General features: G+C 41.1%; 15 protein-coding genes. 8 read left to right on the top strand and 7 right to left on the bottom strand.

The genetic code is table 11. The features are described from left to right. The first annotated feature begins 54 nt into the window (after positions 1–54). From ACWPW6_RS02280 to ACWPW6_RS02265, 4 genes are read left to right on the top strand one after another with little or no spacing between them, the layout of a single operon-like run. Positions 55–483 carry a DoxX family protein gene (locus ACWPW6_RS02280; protein WP_154622216.1) on the top strand — a complete coding sequence of 143 codons (429 nt, stop codon included), beginning with the start codon at positions 55–57 and terminating at the stop codon, positions 481–483. A gap of 12 nt (positions 484–495) precedes the next feature. Continuing rightward, on the top strand, positions 496–1,605 hold the full coding sequence (locus ACWPW6_RS02275) for an efflux RND transporter periplasmic adaptor subunit (RefSeq protein ID WP_249999746.1): 1,110 nt from the start codon (positions 496–498) through the stop codon (positions 1,603–1,605). Positions 1,606–1,615: 10 nt separating this feature from the next. Further along, complete coding sequence (locus ACWPW6_RS02270) at positions 1,616–4,720, top strand: MexW/MexI family multidrug efflux RND transporter permease subunit (RefSeq protein ID WP_154622214.1); 3,105 nt, start codon at positions 1,616–1,618, stop codon at positions 4,718–4,720. Next, a complete protein-coding gene (locus ACWPW6_RS02265) occupies positions 4,717–4,893 on the top strand; it encodes a hypothetical protein (RefSeq protein ID WP_167520908.1) in 177 nt (58 codons plus the stop codon). The genes ACWPW6_RS02270 and ACWPW6_RS02265 overlap by 4 nt, the downstream gene beginning before the upstream one ends. A 45-nt stretch (positions 4,894–4,938) precedes the next feature. Here the strand turns inward: ACWPW6_RS02265 and arnT are convergent, their stop codons facing one another. The 7 genes from arnT to ACWPW6_RS02230 all read right to left on the bottom strand — a co-directional run bounded on the left by arnT (position 4,939) and on the right by ACWPW6_RS02230 (position 15,333). Continuing rightward, positions 4,939–6,600 (bottom strand): lipid IV(A) 4-amino-4-deoxy-L-arabinosyltransferase, encoded by a 1,662-nt coding sequence (gene arnT / locus ACWPW6_RS02260; protein ID WP_249999744.1) that lies wholly within the window; start codon positions 6,598–6,600, stop codon positions 4,939–4,941. A gap of 482 nt (positions 6,601–7,082) precedes the next feature. Beyond that, a complete protein-coding gene (locus tag ACWPW6_RS02255; protein ID WP_154622212.1) occupies positions 7,083–8,357 on the bottom strand; it encodes a bifunctional O-acetylhomoserine aminocarboxypropyltransferase/cysteine synthase in 1,275 nt (424 codons plus the stop codon). A 281-nt stretch (positions 8,358–8,638) separates the two neighbouring features. Beyond that, positions 8,639–9,877, bottom strand: a complete 1,239-nt coding sequence (locus ACWPW6_RS02250; RefSeq protein ID WP_154622211.1) for an SLC5/6 family protein — start codon at positions 9,875–9,877, stop codon at positions 8,639–8,641. Positions 9,878–10,175: 298 nt separating this feature from the next. Beyond that, complete coding sequence (dcuC, locus tag ACWPW6_RS02245; protein ID WP_154622210.1) at positions 10,176–11,534, bottom strand: anaerobic C4-dicarboxylate transporter DcuC; 1,359 nt, start codon at positions 11,532–11,534, stop codon at positions 10,176–10,178. 230 nt (positions 11,535–11,764) lie between these two features. After that, positions 11,765–13,156, bottom strand: coding sequence for a carbohydrate porin (locus ACWPW6_RS02240; protein WP_249999742.1), 1,392 nt, complete (start codon positions 13,154–13,156; stop codon positions 11,765–11,767). A gap of 177 nt (positions 13,157–13,333) precedes the next feature. Continuing rightward, positions 13,334–13,789 (bottom strand): regulatory protein RecX, encoded by a 456-nt coding sequence (locus ACWPW6_RS02235; protein ID WP_154621812.1) that lies wholly within the window; start codon positions 13,787–13,789, stop codon positions 13,334–13,336. Between the two features lie 83 nt (positions 13,790–13,872). Continuing rightward, positions 13,873–15,333: a DUF4026 domain-containing protein gene (locus ACWPW6_RS02230; protein ID WP_196713979.1), complete on the bottom strand. Its 1,461-nt coding sequence runs from the start codon at positions 15,331–15,333 to the stop codon at positions 13,873–13,875. Positions 15,334–15,569: 236 nt separating this feature from the next. Here ACWPW6_RS02230 and ACWPW6_RS02225 point away from each other — a divergent pair, with 236 nt between their 5' ends. From ACWPW6_RS02225 to ACWPW6_RS02210, 4 genes are all read left to right on the top strand, one after another. After that, a complete protein-coding gene (locus tag ACWPW6_RS02225) occupies positions 15,570–15,752 on the top strand; it encodes a hypothetical protein (RefSeq protein ID WP_154621810.1) in 183 nt (60 codons plus the stop codon). A 201-nt stretch (positions 15,753–15,953) separates the two neighbouring features. Beyond that, on the top strand, positions 15,954–16,955 hold the full coding sequence (locus ACWPW6_RS02220) for a hypothetical protein (protein ID WP_154621809.1): 1,002 nt from the start codon (positions 15,954–15,956) through the stop codon (positions 16,953–16,955). Beyond that, entirely contained in the window at positions 16,955–18,100 is a 1,146-nt protein-coding gene (locus tag ACWPW6_RS02215; protein ID WP_154621808.1) for a BamA/TamA family outer membrane protein, read from the top strand. Before ACWPW6_RS02220 ends, ACWPW6_RS02215 begins: the two co-directional genes overlap by 1 nt. Continuing rightward, positions 18,100–19,245 (top strand): DUF4056 domain-containing protein, encoded by a 1,146-nt coding sequence (locus ACWPW6_RS02210; protein ID WP_249999740.1) that lies wholly within the window; start codon positions 18,100–18,102, stop codon positions 19,243–19,245. The genes ACWPW6_RS02215 and ACWPW6_RS02210 overlap by 1 nt, the downstream gene beginning before the upstream one ends. The last annotated feature ends 306 nt before the right edge of the window (positions 19,246–19,551 follow it).

The raw sequence follows: 19,551 nt of genomic DNA, 5'->3' as shown, positions 1-19,551 counted from the left end.
GACAGCACTCATTGTATGACATGCAGGTTAACTTGTTTTTAAAGGGGATAGGCTATGCCATCGGTAATTGCCAAAATTTTAGAAAGCAACACATTATGGATTATCGCTCGTTTGCTGATGTCAGTTCTGTTCATTTCATCTGGCCTAGCAAAGGTTTTTGACTATGAAAATAGCCTAGCAGAAATGCGCGCAGCAGGGTTACATCCAGATTGGTTTTTCAATATCGCCTCTGCTGCGGTCATGCTAGTCGGCTCACTATTATTACTCTTTAACCGACTACTATGGCTGGGCACCGGTGCTTTAGCCGTATTTTTATTCTTGACTATTGTCGTTGTTCATACCTTTTGGAGTTATACCGGTGAAGAAGCGAAAATCGCCATGTTTTGGGCTATTGAGCACACTTCGGTTATCGGAGGATTAATGGCAGTCGCTATCGCGGGTCATTTCCGTGAGCTTTATTTCGCTGTTAAGGCACAGAAATAGTAGGTATTGATAATGAATAAAAAAACAATTGTTACACTGTGTTCTTTACTTATTGCAGCTGGCGGTGGAGCCGCGATTTACACGTCTTATGCTAAAAATGAAAAAGACGAACAAGCGGCTTATCAATATCCACCTGTGAAGGTCGCTTTAGCACCAGTGACTCAAGATAATGCTCCACGTACTTTTTATGGTGTTGGTGAGTTAGAGGCCGGTAGCCAAGTGTTTGTTGCCGCTGAAACCAGTGGTCGCATCACAAAAATTAATTTTGAATCAGGCCAGCAGGTTAAAAAAGGCCAACTCCTAGTACAACTGAATGATGCCGTCGAGCAAGCCGACTTGGCTCGCTATCAAGCTCAGTTGCGTAATGCGTCAAGGCTGTATGATAGAACTCGTACACTGGCAGCCAAACATTTAGTGGCAGAAGCACAAGTGGACAGTACACGAGCAGAGCGCGATATAGCGCAAGGGCTAATCCGCCAGACACAAGCTTTAATCGCGCAAAAGGCTATTCGTGCTCCATTTGATGGCACTATCGGTATTCGTCAGGTACATGAAGGACAATACCTGAGTCCGGGTGAAGCGATAGCTAGCCTGGTTGATACTCAAACATTGAAACTCAACTTTTCTCTTGATGAACAAGCTGCGCCTGAATTGCATGTCGGCCAAATTGTCGATATCAATGTTGATGCTTATCCCGGCAAAACCTTCCCTGCTCGTATCAGTGCTATTGATCCGTTAGTCGGTAAGTCTCGCACCATCCAACTCCAAGCCACGCTAGAAAATAGTGCTGGTGAGTTAAAGGCCGGTATGTACGCTAACGTCAATGTGATACGTCAAGCAGAGTCTGCTGTACTGACTATTCCTGAAACCGCAGTCACTTATACCGCGTACGGTGACACCGTTTTCATTGCTGAAGGTAGTGGTGAAAATATGACGGCAAAACAAGTCTCGGTGAAAATAGGCCAACGTTGGGATGGCAAAATTGAAATTGAGCAAGGTTTAAAAGCGGGCGACAAGGTGATCACCTCAGGGCAACTTCGCCTCAATAATGGTTCTGCCATTACCCCTGTAGCACAAGACACACTAACAGAATCACCCGTTAAGACAGCTCAAGATTCATAAGGACGGCGCTATGAAATTTACTGATGTTTTTGTGCGCCGACCTGTTTTGGCGCTGGTGGTGAGTGCTTTAATTGTCTTAATAGGGTTATTTGCATTAAGCAAACTCCCTATTCGCCAATACCCTCAATTAGAAAGTTCCACTATCACTATCACCACACAATATCCAGGTGCATCCGCTAACTTGATGCAGGGCTTTGTGACTCAACCTATTGCCCAAGCTGTTTCTTCAGTTGAAGGTGTCGATTATTTATCTTCTTCTTCTGTGCAAGGGAGTAGCTTAGTCACGGTGAGAATGGAACTTAATCGAGATTCAACTCAAGCACTCGCGCAAGTGATGGCCAAGGTGAATCAAGTGCGTTACAAGCTGCCTAAAGAAGCTTATGACCCAGTGATTGAGCTTTCTTCCGGTGAGTCTACCGCGGTTGCTTATATCGGATTTTCCAGTACCACCCTTTCCATTCCTGCTCTGACGGATTATTTGTCACGAGTTGTTGAGCCTATGTACTCTTCTATTGAAGGGGTTGCCAAAGTTCAAGTATTCGGTGGGCAACAATTAGCTATGCGCTTATGGTTAGATGCCGACAAACTGGCTGGCCGAGGACTGTCTGCCGCAGATGTCGCTCAAGCTGTCAGACAAAATAACTATCAAGCTGCTCCCGGTAAAGTGAAAGGCGAATATGTCATTTCAAACGTCTATGTTAATACTGATCTCACCAATGTCTCTGAGTTCCAAGACTTAGTTATTCGCAATGACGGCAATGGACTGGTACGTTTACGTGATGTTGGCACGATAGAACTGGGTGCATCCGCCACTGAAACTAGCGGTTTAATGAATGGTGAGCCTGCAATTTATTTAGGTTTATTTGCAACGCCGACCGGAAACCCTCTGGTGATTGTTGATGGCATGAACAAGTTAATGCCTGATATCATAAAAACATTGCCGCCTAACGTGAAAGTGGAGATGGCCTTTGAAACATCCCGCTTTATCAAAGCCTCAATTGATCAGGTATTCAATACACTCGTCGAAGCGTTATTGATTGTTATTGCTGTTATTTATTTATGTTTAGGTTCCATCCGTAGCGTTATTATTCCTATATTAGCCATTCCACTGTCAATGTTAGGTGCGGCTGCACTTATGATGGCTTTTGGCTTTAGTATCAACTTATTAACACTACTTGCAATGGTCTTGGCCATCGGGTTAGTTGTTGATGATGCCATTGTTGTTGTCGAAAACGTTCACCGTCATATTGAGGAAGGTAAATCACCAGTACTGGCAGCATTAATTGGCGCTCGTGAAGTCGCAGGTCCTGTCATTGCGATGACCATTACTTTGGCAGCAGTTTATGCCCCAATTGGTTTAATGTCAGGTTTGACTGGCGCGTTATTCAAAGAATTTGCGTTAACTCTCGCAGGCTCTGTCATTGTTTCAGGTATCGTGGCATTAACATTATCCCCTGTAATGAGTTCATTTATGTTGAACTCAAAACAAAATGAAGGCCGTATGGCTCATGCTGCGGAAAAGTTTTTTACCTTCTTAGCAAATTACTACACGAAAGGCCTTAACTTCTCGTTAAAACACCGCTGGATCACCGGTATTATCGCAGTGTTCGTATTTATTAGCTTACCACTGTTATACCAATCCGCCCCCCGCGAGCTAGCGCCTGTTGAAGACCAATCGGCCGTGTTAACAGCAATTAAATCACCACAACATGCTAACTTAGAATATGTTGAGCGTTTTTCTCGCAAACTTCATGATGTGATGATGGAATTACCTGAAACCGAAAGTACATGGATCATTAATGGTACTGACGGTATATCTTCCAGCTTCGGTGGTACCAATCTAAGTTCATGGGAAGAGCGTGAGCGCCCAGCATCCGCCATTCAGGCCGATTTACAAGGCATGGTTGGTGATGTTGAAGGTAATAGCATCTTTGTATTCCAATTACCTGCCCTCCCTGGCTCTACTGGCGGCCTACCAATACAAATGGTTCTCAGAAGCCCTCAAGGCTACCCTGTCTTATATAAAACGATGGAGGAGATCAAGCAACAGGCTCGTGAAAGTGGGCTATTTATGGTGGTAGATAGTGACCTTGATTACAACAACCCAGTGGTTGAAGTCAAAATTAACCGCTCAAAAGCCAATAGCCTTGGCATCAGTATGCAGGATATCGGAGAATCACTCACACTCTTAGTCGGTGAGAACTACATAAACCGCTTCGGTATGGATGGACGTTCTTACGATGTTATTCCACAAAGTGTTCGTAGCCAACGCTTAACACCAGATGCGCTTGCTCGTCACTATGTCAAAGCACAAGATGGCACCATGATCCCACTGTCAACCGTGGTCGACATCAATACACAAATTGAGCCAAATAAGTTAACGCAGTTTAATCAGCAAAATGCGGCAATATTCCAAGCGATTCCCGCTCCTGGTGTCACATTAGGACAGGCTGTTTCTTATTTAGAAAACATTGCCAATGAGCTGCCTGCTGGTTTTAGCCATGACTGGCAATCTGATTCGCGCCAATATAAACAAGAAGGTAACACCCTCGCCTTTGCATTTATGGCGGCGCTCATCATCATTTACCTTGTTCTTGCGGCACAGTACGAAAGTTTAGTCGACCCATTGATTATTTTGATCACGGTACCACTCTCCATTTGTGGGGCACTCATTCCTCTCGCATTCGGATACGCGACCCTCAATATTTATACGCAAATCGGATTGGTGACATTAATCGGGCTTATCAGTAAACACGGGATCTTGATGGTCGAGTTTGCGAATGAATTGCAGGCGCACGAAGGATTGGATAAACGCCAAGCAATTTTAAAAGCTGCACAAATTCGTTTACGTCCTATTTTAATGACCACCGCGGCAATGGTCATTGGTTTAGTTCCTTTGCTCTTTGCAACAGGAGCCGGTGCGAACAGCCGTTTTGGATTAGGCCTTGTGATCGTAACGGGTATGTTAGTCGGTACTCTATTCACATTGTTTGTTCTTCCCACCATTTACTCGCTACTTGCACGTAACCACAGTTCAACTGCATTAACCCCAAGACGTTACGAGCTAGCCGAAGCGAATCGCCTACTGAAAGAAGATGAGGAGAAAGCGCAATGAACCATAGCATCACGAATCGTCATTCAAAAAACAGTCGAGCCATGAGTAACAATGACATTAGTACCATGAGCAATAGCTTTGCCATGCTAATGATTTACCATGGGCTGACGGGTCATGCTACAAAGTCCCCCAATGAAAAAGGGGAGCCCACTCTGGATAAAATGACAAAATAGACTCTATATTCAGTAAGCCGCATACCTAAGATATGCGGCTTTTTACTATTCTATCAATCCGTTGCGTCCATTATAAAAAACAAAGACGAGATTGCCTTCATAGACAATTATTGGTTTCCCCGGCAAAGCGGCTAATATATCATCTTGCGAAGCCTCGACGAGTACAGCAATATCTTGATAATTATGTTGTTCTAATAACGTCGGCAGTTGATCTAAGCGATAGAATCGATTCGCTGCATCCGGATATTTTAATCCATAATTCAGCTCACCATTTTGGTGTAACATCGTAATATCACTACGCTTTAATACCCAAGCCAATGCAGTTCCTAACCCTACATTATTTGTCAGCAAATACGTTTTATTGGCTAACTGTGGACGGTATTTTTCGATCAATTTTTGAGGGGTATTGTTACTGGCAACCTTATCAGGGATCACATGGCCTACACTCAAACTCAACGCAAGAGTACAAGCGGCCGCCCAAGCCCAATATCGACGATGATATGAGATAACACCAGCAAACCCCCAAAAGAGGAATGCACCAGCAGCCAGTAACCTTTTGTTATCCTCATCGAGTGAATAGGGACTCACTTGTGGGAAATAAGGTAACACAAACAAGGCAGCCGCAAGAATCAGCCCAATACTGATATTAATCACGGCATTAAGGCGAATCGTCCCAACGCGATTTTGTTGTCTAATTCTATCGATATAAGCGGCCATTAAGACGGCAACGGGAGCCAAACAAGGAAGTATATAGGTCAATAACTTACCTTTAGTAATACTAAAAAATAGGAAAGGTACCAAGAACCACATCAGGAAATAAATGTGTAAGCCCTTTTGACGAAAACCATTCACTAACGCGGCTAAAAAATAACCGAGCCAAGGCAATACCGCTGCTATCAAGATAGGTATATAGAACCAGAAAGGTGAACGGTTTTGCGCATCTTCCGACATAAAACGCTGTACATGCTCAACCCAAAAGAAATAATGCCAATAATCTGGCTCACGACCTGCAATCACAATCGCCCAAGGCAGACAAACCAGGAACAAGCTACACAAAGAGACAAAAGCAAAACAAAAAACTTCTTTAAACTGCTGATAGTAAAGCGAACTTAAAACAATCACTAACCCCGGTATAACCAAAACCAAAAAGCCTTTTGTCATCAATCCAAGGCCACCCGCCACACCGAGTAAAATAAATGCGATCAACTTATGCGAGAAGCTTTTAGTTGTTAGGCCCCATTGATAAAAGAAGATAGCCATCGTGATAAATGCCGTCAAAATAGGGTCGAGGACATTATAGGTTCCAATGGCGAGCACCATTAACATGGAGAGATAAATCAAAGTGGCATTAAACGCAAGGTCATTTTTTTTCCATGCCATCTTTGCACTGAGGTAGACAAACAGGGCACTGGTTAAGGTGCTAAACACCACACCGAGGCGAACGGAAACATTATTTTCGCCAAACAGCATTTGAAAAAATGCATTCACCCAGTAACCAAAAATTGGCTTTTCAAAATAACGAATATCAAGAAGCTCAGGCACACTCCAGTTATAACTAAGAATCAATTCACGGCTAATTTCAGCATAACGTAACTCATCGGGTTGCCAAAGAAGCCGACCATTAAGCGGAATAAAGTACGTCAGTAATACAAACCCAAATAGCAGGCACCATTTAAGGTAGGCAATCTTATTATTTGCCATCATCATTTTTCTCAACCATTCTTTTAATAAAAACTTAATAATTATTAGATATACATCTGAGTGTTATTGACTACATGGATACGACATAACGCAATTATAATTATTTAGCTTAGTGCTCATTCATCCCATCATTATCACCAACATAAATAAACCTGATATAAACGAGTAAAAAATTAATTTATTATCCTTAAACAATTAATAAATGGATATAAAATAAAGAGTTATTAAATATCAAATAAGTACTCGATAGCTAAGACTCGCTCCTCATCAAAGAGTTCACCGTCAACAATAAAATATCTTTATCATTTCTCGTAATAAGAAATCAGGGATTCTTTGGTTAAACTTATCATTAACAACGAACCATTGAATAATAATCACAAAAAGAGTAACAAGGATTGCGTTAAATATAGTGAGATTAAAAAAGCGATTATCAATAAAGCTCACTTTATCGATAACCGCTAATATTCGCTACCTCTGTTCAGATAACGTTATTGAGCTGCTTTCAATGCTTGCTCAAGATCTGCCAAGATATCATCAATATGTTCAATACCAATAGAGAGGCGGATCATATCGCGCGAAACCCCTGCTTTGGCTAATTCCGCATCGTTAAGCTGGCGATGGGTTGTTGAAGCGGGGTGGCAAGCTAATGACTTAGCATCACCAATATTCACGAGTCTCACAATTAATTTTAATGCATCAATAAAGCGAGCCCCAGCGTCTTGCCCACCTTTAATGCCAAATGACATGATACCCGCGGGTTTACCTTGCATGTATTTTTTCGCTAATGCATGCTCAGGATGACTTGCTAATCCCGCATATTTGACCCAAGCCACTTGAGGGTGGTTTTCTAAATATTGAGCCACTTTTAGTGCATTCTCTGTGTGGCGTTCCATTCTTAAAGCCAGCGTTTCCAAGCCTTGTAGAATCAAAAATGCATTAAATGGAGAAAGTGCCGCCCCCGTTCCGCGTAAAGGCGCGACGCGACAACGAGCAATAAAAGCAGCTGCACCAAAGTGTTCCGTATAGCTGACGCCATGGTATGCAATATCAGGCTCCACCAATAGCGAGAAACGCTGCGCATGTTCTAACCAAGGAAATTTACCCGAATCAACAACCATGCCGCCGATAGAGGTTCCATGCCCTCCAATATATTTGGTCAATGAGTGCACGACGATATCAGCACCGTGCTCAATGGGACGGCATAAATAAGGTGTGGCCACCGTATTATCAACGATTAACGGTACGCCGTGGCGATGAGCCACTTCAGCTAATGCTGCAATATCGACCACAAATCCTGCTGGATTCGTGATGGATTCACAAAATACCGCCTTAGTTTTATCATCTATCAGCGCTTCTAATGCGGCTAAATCATCATGCTCAGCAAAACGTGTTTCAATCCCGAAACGTGGCAACGCATGCGCCATTAAGTTATATGTGCCACCATAAAGTTTGGCAACAGAAACAATATTATCTCCCGCTTGTGCGATAGTTTGAATTGCATAAGTGATAGCCGCCATTCCTGATGCAACAGCAAGCCCAGCAATCCCACCTTCTAATGCCGCCACCCGCTGTTCTAGTACATCATTCGTCGGGTTCATAATACGAGTGTAAATATTGCCAGCGACTTTTAAGTCAAATAAATCTGCACCATGCTGAGTATCATCAAAAGCGTAAGAGGTCGTTTGATAAATCGGAACAGCAACCGCTTTTGTGGTGGGATCTGGAGAGTAGCCTGCGTGAATCGACAATGTTTCTAATTTCATTTGTTATCCTTATTATGCCGTAGTAAAGGGTACCGTCAGTTCTATGACTTCTGTATTTACTACGTACCTGTTATATAAATAGATATTACCTAACAGTCTCTAGCAGACAACCCGTCTCAACTTGAAATTATTTCACACAGACAAATATCTTAAGTATTAATGACTCTACAGTATTAACTCACCGTAATTCGTTATTTACTAGGTTATTTGTTATAAATTTAAGATATAAAAAAGCCCACAACAATCACTTGCTGTGGGCTTTTTTTATTCTGGGGCATCAATTATTGAAACGCACCATAGATAACTGATGTGATTGAAGCTAAACCACAAATTAAAGTGAACGCTTGTGCAAGAGCTGATGTGCTGAATTTTTTCATCGCTGGCACAATACGCATCGCAACCACAGGTAGAATAAACAGGATAGCCGCAATCATTGGGGCCCCCATCGTTTCAATCATACCTAAAATGCTTGGGTTTCTAATTGTGACGATCCATGTTGTTAAGACAATGAACAACATAGAAGCCGTTTCAATTTTTCTCACAGAGAAAGATGAACGAGATTTAATCAATCCAACTAAACCTTCATGAGCCCCTAAGAAGTGTCCAAAATAACTGGATACAATAGCCGCAAAAGCAACAATTGGGCCTAAGTAAGATAGGATTGGTGATGGGTTAATGTTAGCAATGTGCGACAACACGCTAATGTTCTCTTTTTTCGCGATTTCTAGCTCCGCTGGATTTAAAGATAACACCACCGAAAAGACAAAGAACATCACGAATCCAGTTAACATCATCGCAGCGCCACCTGTAATCATATCCGTTTTAATAACGGCTTGGTCACCAAATTGTTGACGTTGATCTTTGGTGAACTGGCTGATGATTGGGCTATGGTTAAACGAGAATACAATCAGAGGAATCGCCATCCATACCACCGCTGGCATTGCACTCCAATCAGGTGCCACTTCAAGCATTGAAGTGTTCCATTCTGGAATTAAATACAAAGAAAGCGCTAATAGAATGAAAACCAGCGGATAAACCATCATGGAAGTCACGCGTAGCATTAAATCACGGCCAAATAACACACCGGCAGTCATTGCACCAATCAATACGCCAGACAGTAGCCAACGAGGAATAGGCTCCATGCCAATTTGGTTTACTAAGAATGAATCAACGGTATTAGTAATCCCAACGCCATAAATCAATACGATAGGATAAATAGCGAAGAAGTAAGCAAATGTGATGACGTTTGCCCCTACTTTACCGAAATGCTCTTCCACGGTATCCGTAATATCAGCATCTGGATTTTTTGCCGATAAAACAAAACGGGCTAATCCTTTGTGGGCCAACCAAATCATTGGGGTCGCAATTAATGCAAGAATCACTAATGGCCAAAAACCCCCAGCACCGGCTTTAATAGGTAAAAATAACACCCCTGCACCAACCGCTGTACCGAATAAGGATAAAACCCACGTAAAATCTTTATAGGTCCATTTATTAACTGGTTTGTCTGTCGTCTTCATAGCATTTTTCATTATTTATTTAACACAAAAAAAGATGTGCGGATTTTGCATCAATTGCCATTCAGTACCTAGCTTATTTTTTGGCTTTTGTTTGGCTTTTTGGTGTAGATCTCAAAAAAAGGTCTTTATAAGGAAAAGTAGACAGAAATGAAAAATAAACCACCTCATTTCATTTAAAAAAAACACACGTAAAATTAACAAATTTTCGATTAATAGCCTGATTAACTATCAACATATAAATTAAATTTGGCTAGAAACAGACTATTTCTAGCCATTTTGATATTAGATTGATGAATAATTAGAGATAAACCGGAACTAAAATTTCGGTTGCAATAATCACAACAACCAATCCAACTAACACGGGAACTGAAGTTCTTTTCACGACCTCAAATGGTGAAATTTTCGCCATACCGGAGACCGCAACCACCACCCCAGAAACAGGTGATAAGGTACGCCCTAAATTGGAAGCCTGTAACATAGGAATGACTAAATAAGCAGGGTTAACGCCCATTTGTTTCGCTAGATGTGGGATCAACTCGACAAACGCATAAAAAGGCGCATTACCTGAACCTGTCGTCATCGCAGCAAGCATAGTAATAATCACCAATGCAATCATCATCACTATCGCGCCGGAACCGAAAGATTGTGCAAGGTCGATCAACCCCTTGATAAAGCCAATGGTACTTAAACCTTGTGCAAATATACCGGCGGCCACTAATAACATAACGACACTCGCAAATGCATCCGCCATGCCTTTATAACAAGTATCCAGCCCAGCATAAACGTGCTTAGCACTGAAGCTACGTAAAAATTCAATAATTGCGGCTAAAATAATGCAGCCAACAATGATAGTTACGATATGCAGTTCAGGCGCCCATTTACCATCAAAAATCAGTACGCCAATAATTGGCGTAAATGGCAAAATGGCATAAAAACTAGGTGCATGCGTTTTAATTTCATTCACGTCTAACATTTCAACGTTAACGTGCTCTTTTCTATCAAGAAAGCGCTGCCAGAAAAAGTGCGCTACCGACATCGCGATGATCGCCGCAATGGAGATTGGCAGCGTTGTTTTAAAGGCAAAATCAATCAATGGCATCTCTGCGGCTTTTGCCGCTAAAATCACATCGCCAGATGTCGGCGCCAATATGATTGCCGCGGGTGAAGCACAAATCGCTGCGGCGGCACCACGGCTAATACCGACATTCACCATAACGGGGAATAAGGTTGCCATTAACAATACACCTAGCCCCGTGGCTGAAGAAACGGCTAATGACATCAAACAGGCAACAATATAGGCTGCAACCATTAATATATAAGGTGAGTTGATCATTTTTAATGGTTTAGAGGCAATTTTCACCACCACATCATTTGCACCAATGTGGGTCATATAAGACGCGAATCCACACAGCACCATGATCATCATGCCTAAGTCGCCACCGCGACTCATCAATAAGAATTTGATATATTCTAAAATATCTGTAACACGCCAACCCGTCGCCTTCACGGATTCAGGTAAAATACTTTTCCCCATAATTGCGGTAATGATCAGTAGTAAAATACCCCCTGTCATCAGCACGCCCGTTGCCGAGTAGCCTTTAATAATGTAGCGCCCAACGCCGATTGCGACGATGACGCCAATTAACAGTTCAACCATATATTTCTCCTGCCTGAAATAATTTTAATTTTAGTTAACTGTACTCTGCCCAATATATAAGCGAAATTTACTGACGCGGATCATGTCATGAACAGATAATTATCATAAAAAAATAACTATTCGCTTTGCTTTATAGAATGGACAAGAATTTTTGAAGGCAGAAATACTCAGGGCGATTTCTCTATATTTTTAATATTTTTTAAAGAAAAAGCCCTCTAGTAATTTAAAGGCTAAAATAGATATTTGAAACGAATACGAAACCCATATCGTTCATCATCGGACTTATCAATGAGTTCGCTTTTCGCTGTTGCTATCGTTGAGTAGTAAGCACCCAAATAAATATTATAGTTTTCAATGTGTAAGATATTGGGGATTTCGTAAGAAACATACAGAGTATGTAAATCATATTTTCCTGGAACGCCATTGAGGACCGACTCATCATCCAGTACATATTGATATTTATTCGGATTAAAATCTTTAATATTATTGTGAGCGTATATATAACCTAAAACGAAACGACGCCATTTTGCATATCCGCCAGCTGAAAAGTCCGTTTCCGCATTAGCCTCCATATAAGCAGTATTAAAAGCGGCTTTAATGCCACTCATTTTATCTTTTGATGTGGTATCCCAAGTGATATTTAAACCATAGCCATTACGTCTTGAAAAATCTTGCCACTTGCCATCAATTGTCGCACCATAAGCGTTATGCATAACTTGGCTCTCCATCGCCAATGCAATTTTCAATGGTTTTGGTTTCCAAACAGCGACAGGCCGAAGATAAACTGCACTTTTTCTGTTATCAAGGTCGTAGCCATGATAGCGCTCATCACCAAATAATGCGGTTCCATCTTCAACTAAGGTGTTCACTTCAAAATACCAATTGTCCAACCTTTTCGAGAGCTGGATACTTCCACCATCATTTGAGCGACCCCGACCTTCTTTCATCATATAAACATAACCATATCCATCGGTATATAAGCTATTTGAGGTGTTACCTGAGTGAGAAATGAAAATATCTTGGTCAAGGGGGAACATACTATAACCTTCATACCGCCCGACTTTAATTGTCCAGTCATGATGTTTTCCAAAATAAAAGAAAGCATCATCTAACCCGATATCCCCATCTGCCTTAGCAAGAGGTTCAACTTGAAAGCCAGTTTCATTACCATTGGCGAGTTGGTGTTTACCTTGGAAACCCAGCAAAATGCGCCCATTTATATCCCAATTATCATTTTTACCACTATTGGCACTTTTACTCACCGCTTCACGTATCGATGTCATTTGCCCTTTACGACTGGAACCATCGATATTCAGCTCAATATTTCCGTCGATCTTTAACTCACCATTCTGCTGATTAAATTTAATAGTGGGTTTTGTTGTGTCTGTCTTTAGCGCTTCTTTAGGTTGGGATGATGGTGTCGTTGCCTGTAATGTCATCATCTGTGCTAATTTATTGGCTCGATTTTCAGCACTCTCCGCTCGCTGAATAGCTTCGGCTGTCAAAATCTCAAGCGCTTTAATGCGCGACGCCATATCCGCTAGCGTTATATCGGCCAGAACGGTTACAGGTAACGCCCCCCAAAACATGCATGTTATTTTAATTAACCAATTGATCTTCATAGCATTCCTTAGTTGGAGAAAGGGTTTTTATCACCCAACCAAGATTGCTGAAATTAACCGTAAGTTTTATTTTTTATTATAAGAATACTGCATATTAAATGACCAAAAAAACGGTGTATCATCACAATTTTAACGATGCCTACAGCAGAATAATGATTAATAAATCAGATAAAATTTTTAGCGAAACTGCTCAAAAATCATGTCACCCGAAAAGCCACGATATTGTAAATAACGAATCTGTTTACTTTTTTCTTTAAAATCACTCGGAATATCATCACTAAATTTTTTACGACGTACTGTCGCCGCAAGTTCAAACCAATCAACATCCGTATTCTCAAATTGTTGGTCAATCAAAGTAGCAGCAAACCCTTTTTGTCGTAACTCTTGTTTAATACGCAGCGGTCCATAACCTTTACGGATATAACTTTGAAAATGCAGTTCCAGCACTCGAGTATCATCAAGAAAATGTTGTTCACTCAGACGCGCAATCACTCGTTCAATCAGCGTTTCATCAACAATCCCTTCATTCTTTTCATACATACGACGTTTCATACGCGCATTTAGCTCCTCTGTTCCATAATCGCGACGAGAAAGCATAAATAGTGCATATTGATATAATTCAGATTCAGTCATAGATAATACTCAACAATAAAAAATGGGTACCTAATGTACCCATTCTATATGCTAATGCATTCGAAATGCAGTTAAGTGGCGTCTTAGTGAACTTGAGCACCCGAAAGTAATTTATAAATCGTATCAGGTGTGTAGTTACCATCTTGATAGTAGATAGTCCAATCAGTGATATCATCACGCGTAAGCGGATAAACCTCTCCTTCTTGCATCGTCTGCACATAGAAAGGATGATTGATCAAACGACCTTCAAAGTGATCACCATTCCAAGACACGGGCTCAAACCACATATGCTCATGACCTTCATAGTCTTCTTCTTCATCACGATAGCCAATTCCACACTTCACTAAGAAACGCCATTCGCTCTCGTCTTGCTCTTCTGATTTTCCAAGCAGTTTAGATAGAAAACCTTTCTTTTGTACAACCGGTTTTGGCCCATAATTATCGAGCATATGGGTAAAATATTCCCAACGTAATTTTGCTTTACGAGACATATCCGCGGTTTCTTCATCAGTACGCATAAACATCATCGCATTTTGATCTTCAAAACCTTTAAAGAAGCTTTCTAGAACTGGCTCTTCTTGTGTGACTCTAAATAACATAACAGATGGGTGTTGATGGGATTCATCGCGATCATTCCAATCGCCCATAAACCGTTTTGACGCCGCGTCACCAAATTCATAATTCATCTCTTCAAGCGGTTTCAAATTATCAATTGGCGTTGATTGCCCTACATGTTGTAAACCTTCTTCAAACGGTAGTGCCACTAAATATTCGTAACCACTTTGTGTTTGACCAATAAAAATTGGCTCATTAAACACAATTTTGCCATGCGTAATACTATTGTTAACAAAACTCCAGAACAGCTCAGGAATACCGTAATAAGACGCGATAGGATGTGGGATAATAATTTCCGCTTCCGATAATCCACAGCGCGCAAGACCATGAGTGTGGAACCAATACATTGTTGGCCCACGTTCTTCAGCCGATTGTTCTTCAATTTCATCAGTATCATAGATGGCATGAACGACATATAAAGAATCAATGCTTGGCATCAAATCATCAAGCAATTGGAAATTCAGCCACTCGCGGGTAAAGACCTTACCCGCCGCGGACAAATCAAGTCCTAACAATAAGTCGGGAACTAATATCTGTATAATTCTTAGCTGTTGTAAGTAACTCACTAAAGGCTGATCTTGAAATAGGCATTCAACGATAACGGCTTGTGGCGCGGCACTCGCCTCAGCATATAACTCCGGGCTGATTGGATCTGTAGAGAAATAAGGATTAATGACATATTCAGGGTCACTATCCACCAGAGAAATATAAAAACGTAGCTCTTCCTCGCCTTGCTTACAGGTAAAGAAAAATTCCCCTTCACTTTCAGGTATGTAGTCAATCTCTCCATCAGTAAAATAGTTTTGCTCTTCTAAACGTTGTTCTAGACGCGCGAGTGTTAATTCTGAAGCAGGAATTGCCACCATTGAAGAAGCTTCTTTTTCACCGTTACCGGCAGCGATATCGAGGTATTGTTGTTTATTATTCATTATATAAGCCTATAATTTGTTTACTCGCCCAAGGATAGCAGCTTAGTCTAGCCATTTATATTGTGAATAATCTTAACGAATTCATATTAAAATATTTGCCTGTACATTTTAAAATAGTCACTATCGAACAAAGTGTTATTGTACTTTGCAATCAAAGATCACTCAGGCACAATAGCCTTAACGTAATTCTCTAACCGTAGCTCCGCTTTAATTGGGCTGAATAATGGATATTAAATATGGCAGAACTCACTAAAGAGCAGAAAAAATACGTTGACCAATTGGCGATGGAACGTGTTTATGACATGAATAATGATGACGTGCTCATCAATGCGCTTGAGCAGAAAGTGCATCAAATGGAAGATCACTTAAAAGCCTATTTCCATGAACGTGTCCATTTCCATCAAAGTAAGCAAAAATAACAACAAAATGGGTAATAAAAGAAGTGATCTTAAATACTTCTTTTATTACTTCTTAACTTTAATCAAAAAATATCGAATTAAACCCTTATTTCCATAAAACACAGCATTTAACGCCATCTATTAATTAACTTATTATGCTAAACTTGAACTCATCTTTTATTGATGTGTTTTCTCTTGTTTATTTCAATGTAGAGTCCATTTATGACACGCATTCAACTTAGCAAAGCGTTGCTACTCTCTTGCTGCTTTTCTATTCCAGTCAGCTTTGCAGATAGTGACCGTCCACTTTTTTCCGTCACCATGAGTGAGTCTGGCGTTCCACAAAATAACAGCGAAGGCGGTATTACTCGCTCATCTTCTAGCGAATCTCGTGTATTGCCTATTTGGGGAGATGAAGCACGCGCTCGCGGTTATGATATCCCAGAGCCTTTTGGTGTGAGCTACGGCTATATGAACCTGCGCCAAGATGTTGTGGTGGATAAAATCGGTTTTATTTCTAATTCCAATATGGATTTAGAAAAAATGCTTCATATCGAAACCGGACATACCCGTAGTAAAAATGAATCTCATGTATTAAAGCTTGATGCATGGGTATTCCCTTTTATGAATGTATACGGTCTTTATGGAAAAACAAAGGGAACATCAAAAACCAATCTAAATAACGTAGAAGCGCGCATGAAATTGCCTTGGGGTAAAGATTGGATTATCCCTATTGGTAAAGATTTACCATTCGAATTAGATTATGAAGGGAAAACCTATGGTGGTGGCGTGACCTTTGCTGGGGGCTATAACCAATTCTTTACAACTCTAGATGCTAACTATACTAGAACAAATCTAGATATTTTAGATGGTAATATTTCAGCCCTAGTCATTACCCCACGTATTGGTTATGAGTTTATTTTTGATCCTCTGATCAGTGGTCAAGGAAATACAAAAATTCAAGTTTGGACGGGTGCTATGTACCAAGATATTACCCAACGTTTTAAAGGGGATGTCAGCAAACTTAATCTCCCTCCCGAGTTAAGTAAATTTATGGCATTAGCGCCTAATGACATGAAATTCGATGTCAAACAGCACCTTGCCCATAAATGGAATAACACGGTAGGGGCGCGTGTCGAACTAACACGTCACTTTAATGTGTTAACTGAAATTGGTTTCAATAACCGTAATAGCTTCTATATTTCAGGTGAGTTCCGTTTTTAATGCTCCAGCAACAATATTTGCAAAGGCTGACACTGCTCAGCCTTTTTATTACCCTACCCATTCAAGCGGAATTATTGCCTGATCGGCAAAAAATCGATGTTTGGTTAAACCAACTCGGTGGCTCAAATAGTTTTGATGAAAGCAAAACCATCGACTGGGGCATATTACCCGGTCCATTTTATACGCCAGAAATGGGCGTAGGAATTGGTACTGCACTCGTTGGTTTATATCGCATCGATAAAGACGATAAAACGACTCAGCCCTCCTCTGTTGGTTTAAGTGGATTTGCTTCCTCTACTGGCGCATTTGGCGTTAATTTCACCAATTATAATTTTATCGACCACGACCAGTGGCGATTATTTATTTCAGGTACTTTAAATAACATCCCTACTTATTATTGGGGGAAGGGGTATGCCGCGGGAAAAAATGACCATAATAAAGAAAAGTATCATTCCCAAGAATTCCAAATAACGCCCCGAGCGCTATATCGTCTGGCAGATGCTACCTATGTGGGATTAGGTTGGCAGTTCTCCTCTATTAATGCGAGTGATCCTGATGAAGGTGCTAAACGCTATTTTCAGCAAGCTATTGGGGGTCGTTCAGTGATCAACTCAGGTATCAGTGCTTATTTTAGCTATGATACACGCGATTTCTTACCTAACGCTCACCACGGGCAGACTTTCGAAGCCATCTATACCTATTTTTCCCCTAGCCTAGGCAGCGATACGCGTTTTCAGAGTACACAACTACAGTATGCTTATTATCATGAGATAACAGAAAAAACCGTCATTGCACTTGATAACTACGCACGATTTACCACTGGTGAAGTACCGTGGAATCAACTCTCTTTATTAGGTAACACGAATCGTATGCGAGGCTATTACGAAGGGCGCTATCGAGATAACAACATTTTTACGACCCAATTAGAGCTACGGCATAAACTTGATTGGCGTCATGGTGTCGTTGGTTGGCTCGGTACTGGAACGATGAGTGACAGTCCATCTGAATTAGGTGAAGGCCATTGGCTGCCGACTGTCGGTGTCGGCTATCGATTTGAATTCAAACCTAGAATGAATGTACGCCTCGACTTTGGTGTCGGCCGTAATAGCACAGGTTTCTATTTCCAAGTAGGGGAAGCGTTTTAATGCTGAAACCATTAATAGTCACTATTGGTATTCTGTTGCTCACAGCCTGTCAAAATAGTGCACCTTCTAAACTTGCAGCTGTATCACCTGAACTTAATAGTGATACTCATGAATTTGCGTCACAGTCATGGCCTGTCCTTGAGCCTTTAGAACCACCTCAAGGTTTACGCGCCTGTTGCGCTTTTGGCTATGACCTGCAAGCACAACTTTGGGGGATCCCAGTTCCTTTCTACACTATCGATAATATTGTTGAAGCCGATAAATTAGGTGAACATCATTACAATGATAGCTTCTTAGGTGCTACCGCCGCACTAATGGGCGTCAGTGATGAAAAAGTGGGCCTTTTATACACGGATAAAGGGGGATTCATTGATATTTCCCATGTTAGAGACACTGCTGACTATACCATCTTTTTGTTTAGCCAAATTTATCCAAGGCTCGGTGAAAGCTGGACGCTCAAATTAAGTGACGAACTCGCTAGCAGGCAAATTGTTTTTAAGCCGTTTACACCACCGGTTTCCACCGAACAGCGATATACTCTCAGTGCTTACTTAGCTGCAAAGCTCGCATTCCAACTTGCCGCTTGGCATGAAATAGCCCAATGGTATGGCTATCAATCTGTGCCCGGTTTTTCAGAAGGGATTTCTGCTTTTTCTCCGGAGGATTTATATTCCAATCTACTCGGCGCTCGCCTATCCATGACACTGATCTTACAAGGTAGAGCCCAGTCACTGCCTTTATTTTCCCAATCTATGGAAGATATACTCCCTACGGCATTGGAACAACTTGGTGCCAATACTAAGCAACAGACCCGCACTATGTTCGATAGAATCGATGGATTGTGGTGGAATAGCTACCAGCGCGTTCCTGAAAAATTCCTCGTATTAACTCGCGATTATGATACTAGCGATAACCGCTATCCTTTAATGCCTTTGCAAATGGTGCCAACAGAAAGCTTACGTTTAAGCTTACCTAATGAATATCAAGGATATTCTTTGCAAGAGCTTGCTCAATTTAGGTTATTACCTACATCAAAAATGGCACACTTACCGACTCCGCAGACATACTGGACAGTGGCTGATTTTTCAACGCTCTCTGAAGCAGCAAAACAACAAGATCAGCAGCAACAGATATTATCATTTTGACCGTTTTTAAAGGTAGGTAGAAATTGTACGATTGAACACTTTTTCGCCTACCCTTTCCTCAACACGACACACTTTTTCGTTTAATATCGAATCAACACAAAGAGACATTTTTGTATCTTCATCTTCTGACAAACGGTTAAATTTCTTATTTTGCCTAAAAAATAGGCTATCAACCGCTTAATAAATAACCAAATTAACCCCATAATAACTCATGTAACTGCATGTATTTTGACCACATTTAGGATAAGTAACATGTTTTCACTCGCATAAACGTTAGCATTATTTATTAATTTCAAATCAAACACA

This window comes from Providencia sp. Marseille-Q8014 (assembly GCF_965112055.1).
The sequence above is the reverse complement of the archived record's forward strand: the minus strand, read 5'-3'. Positions and strand labels throughout refer to the sequence as shown.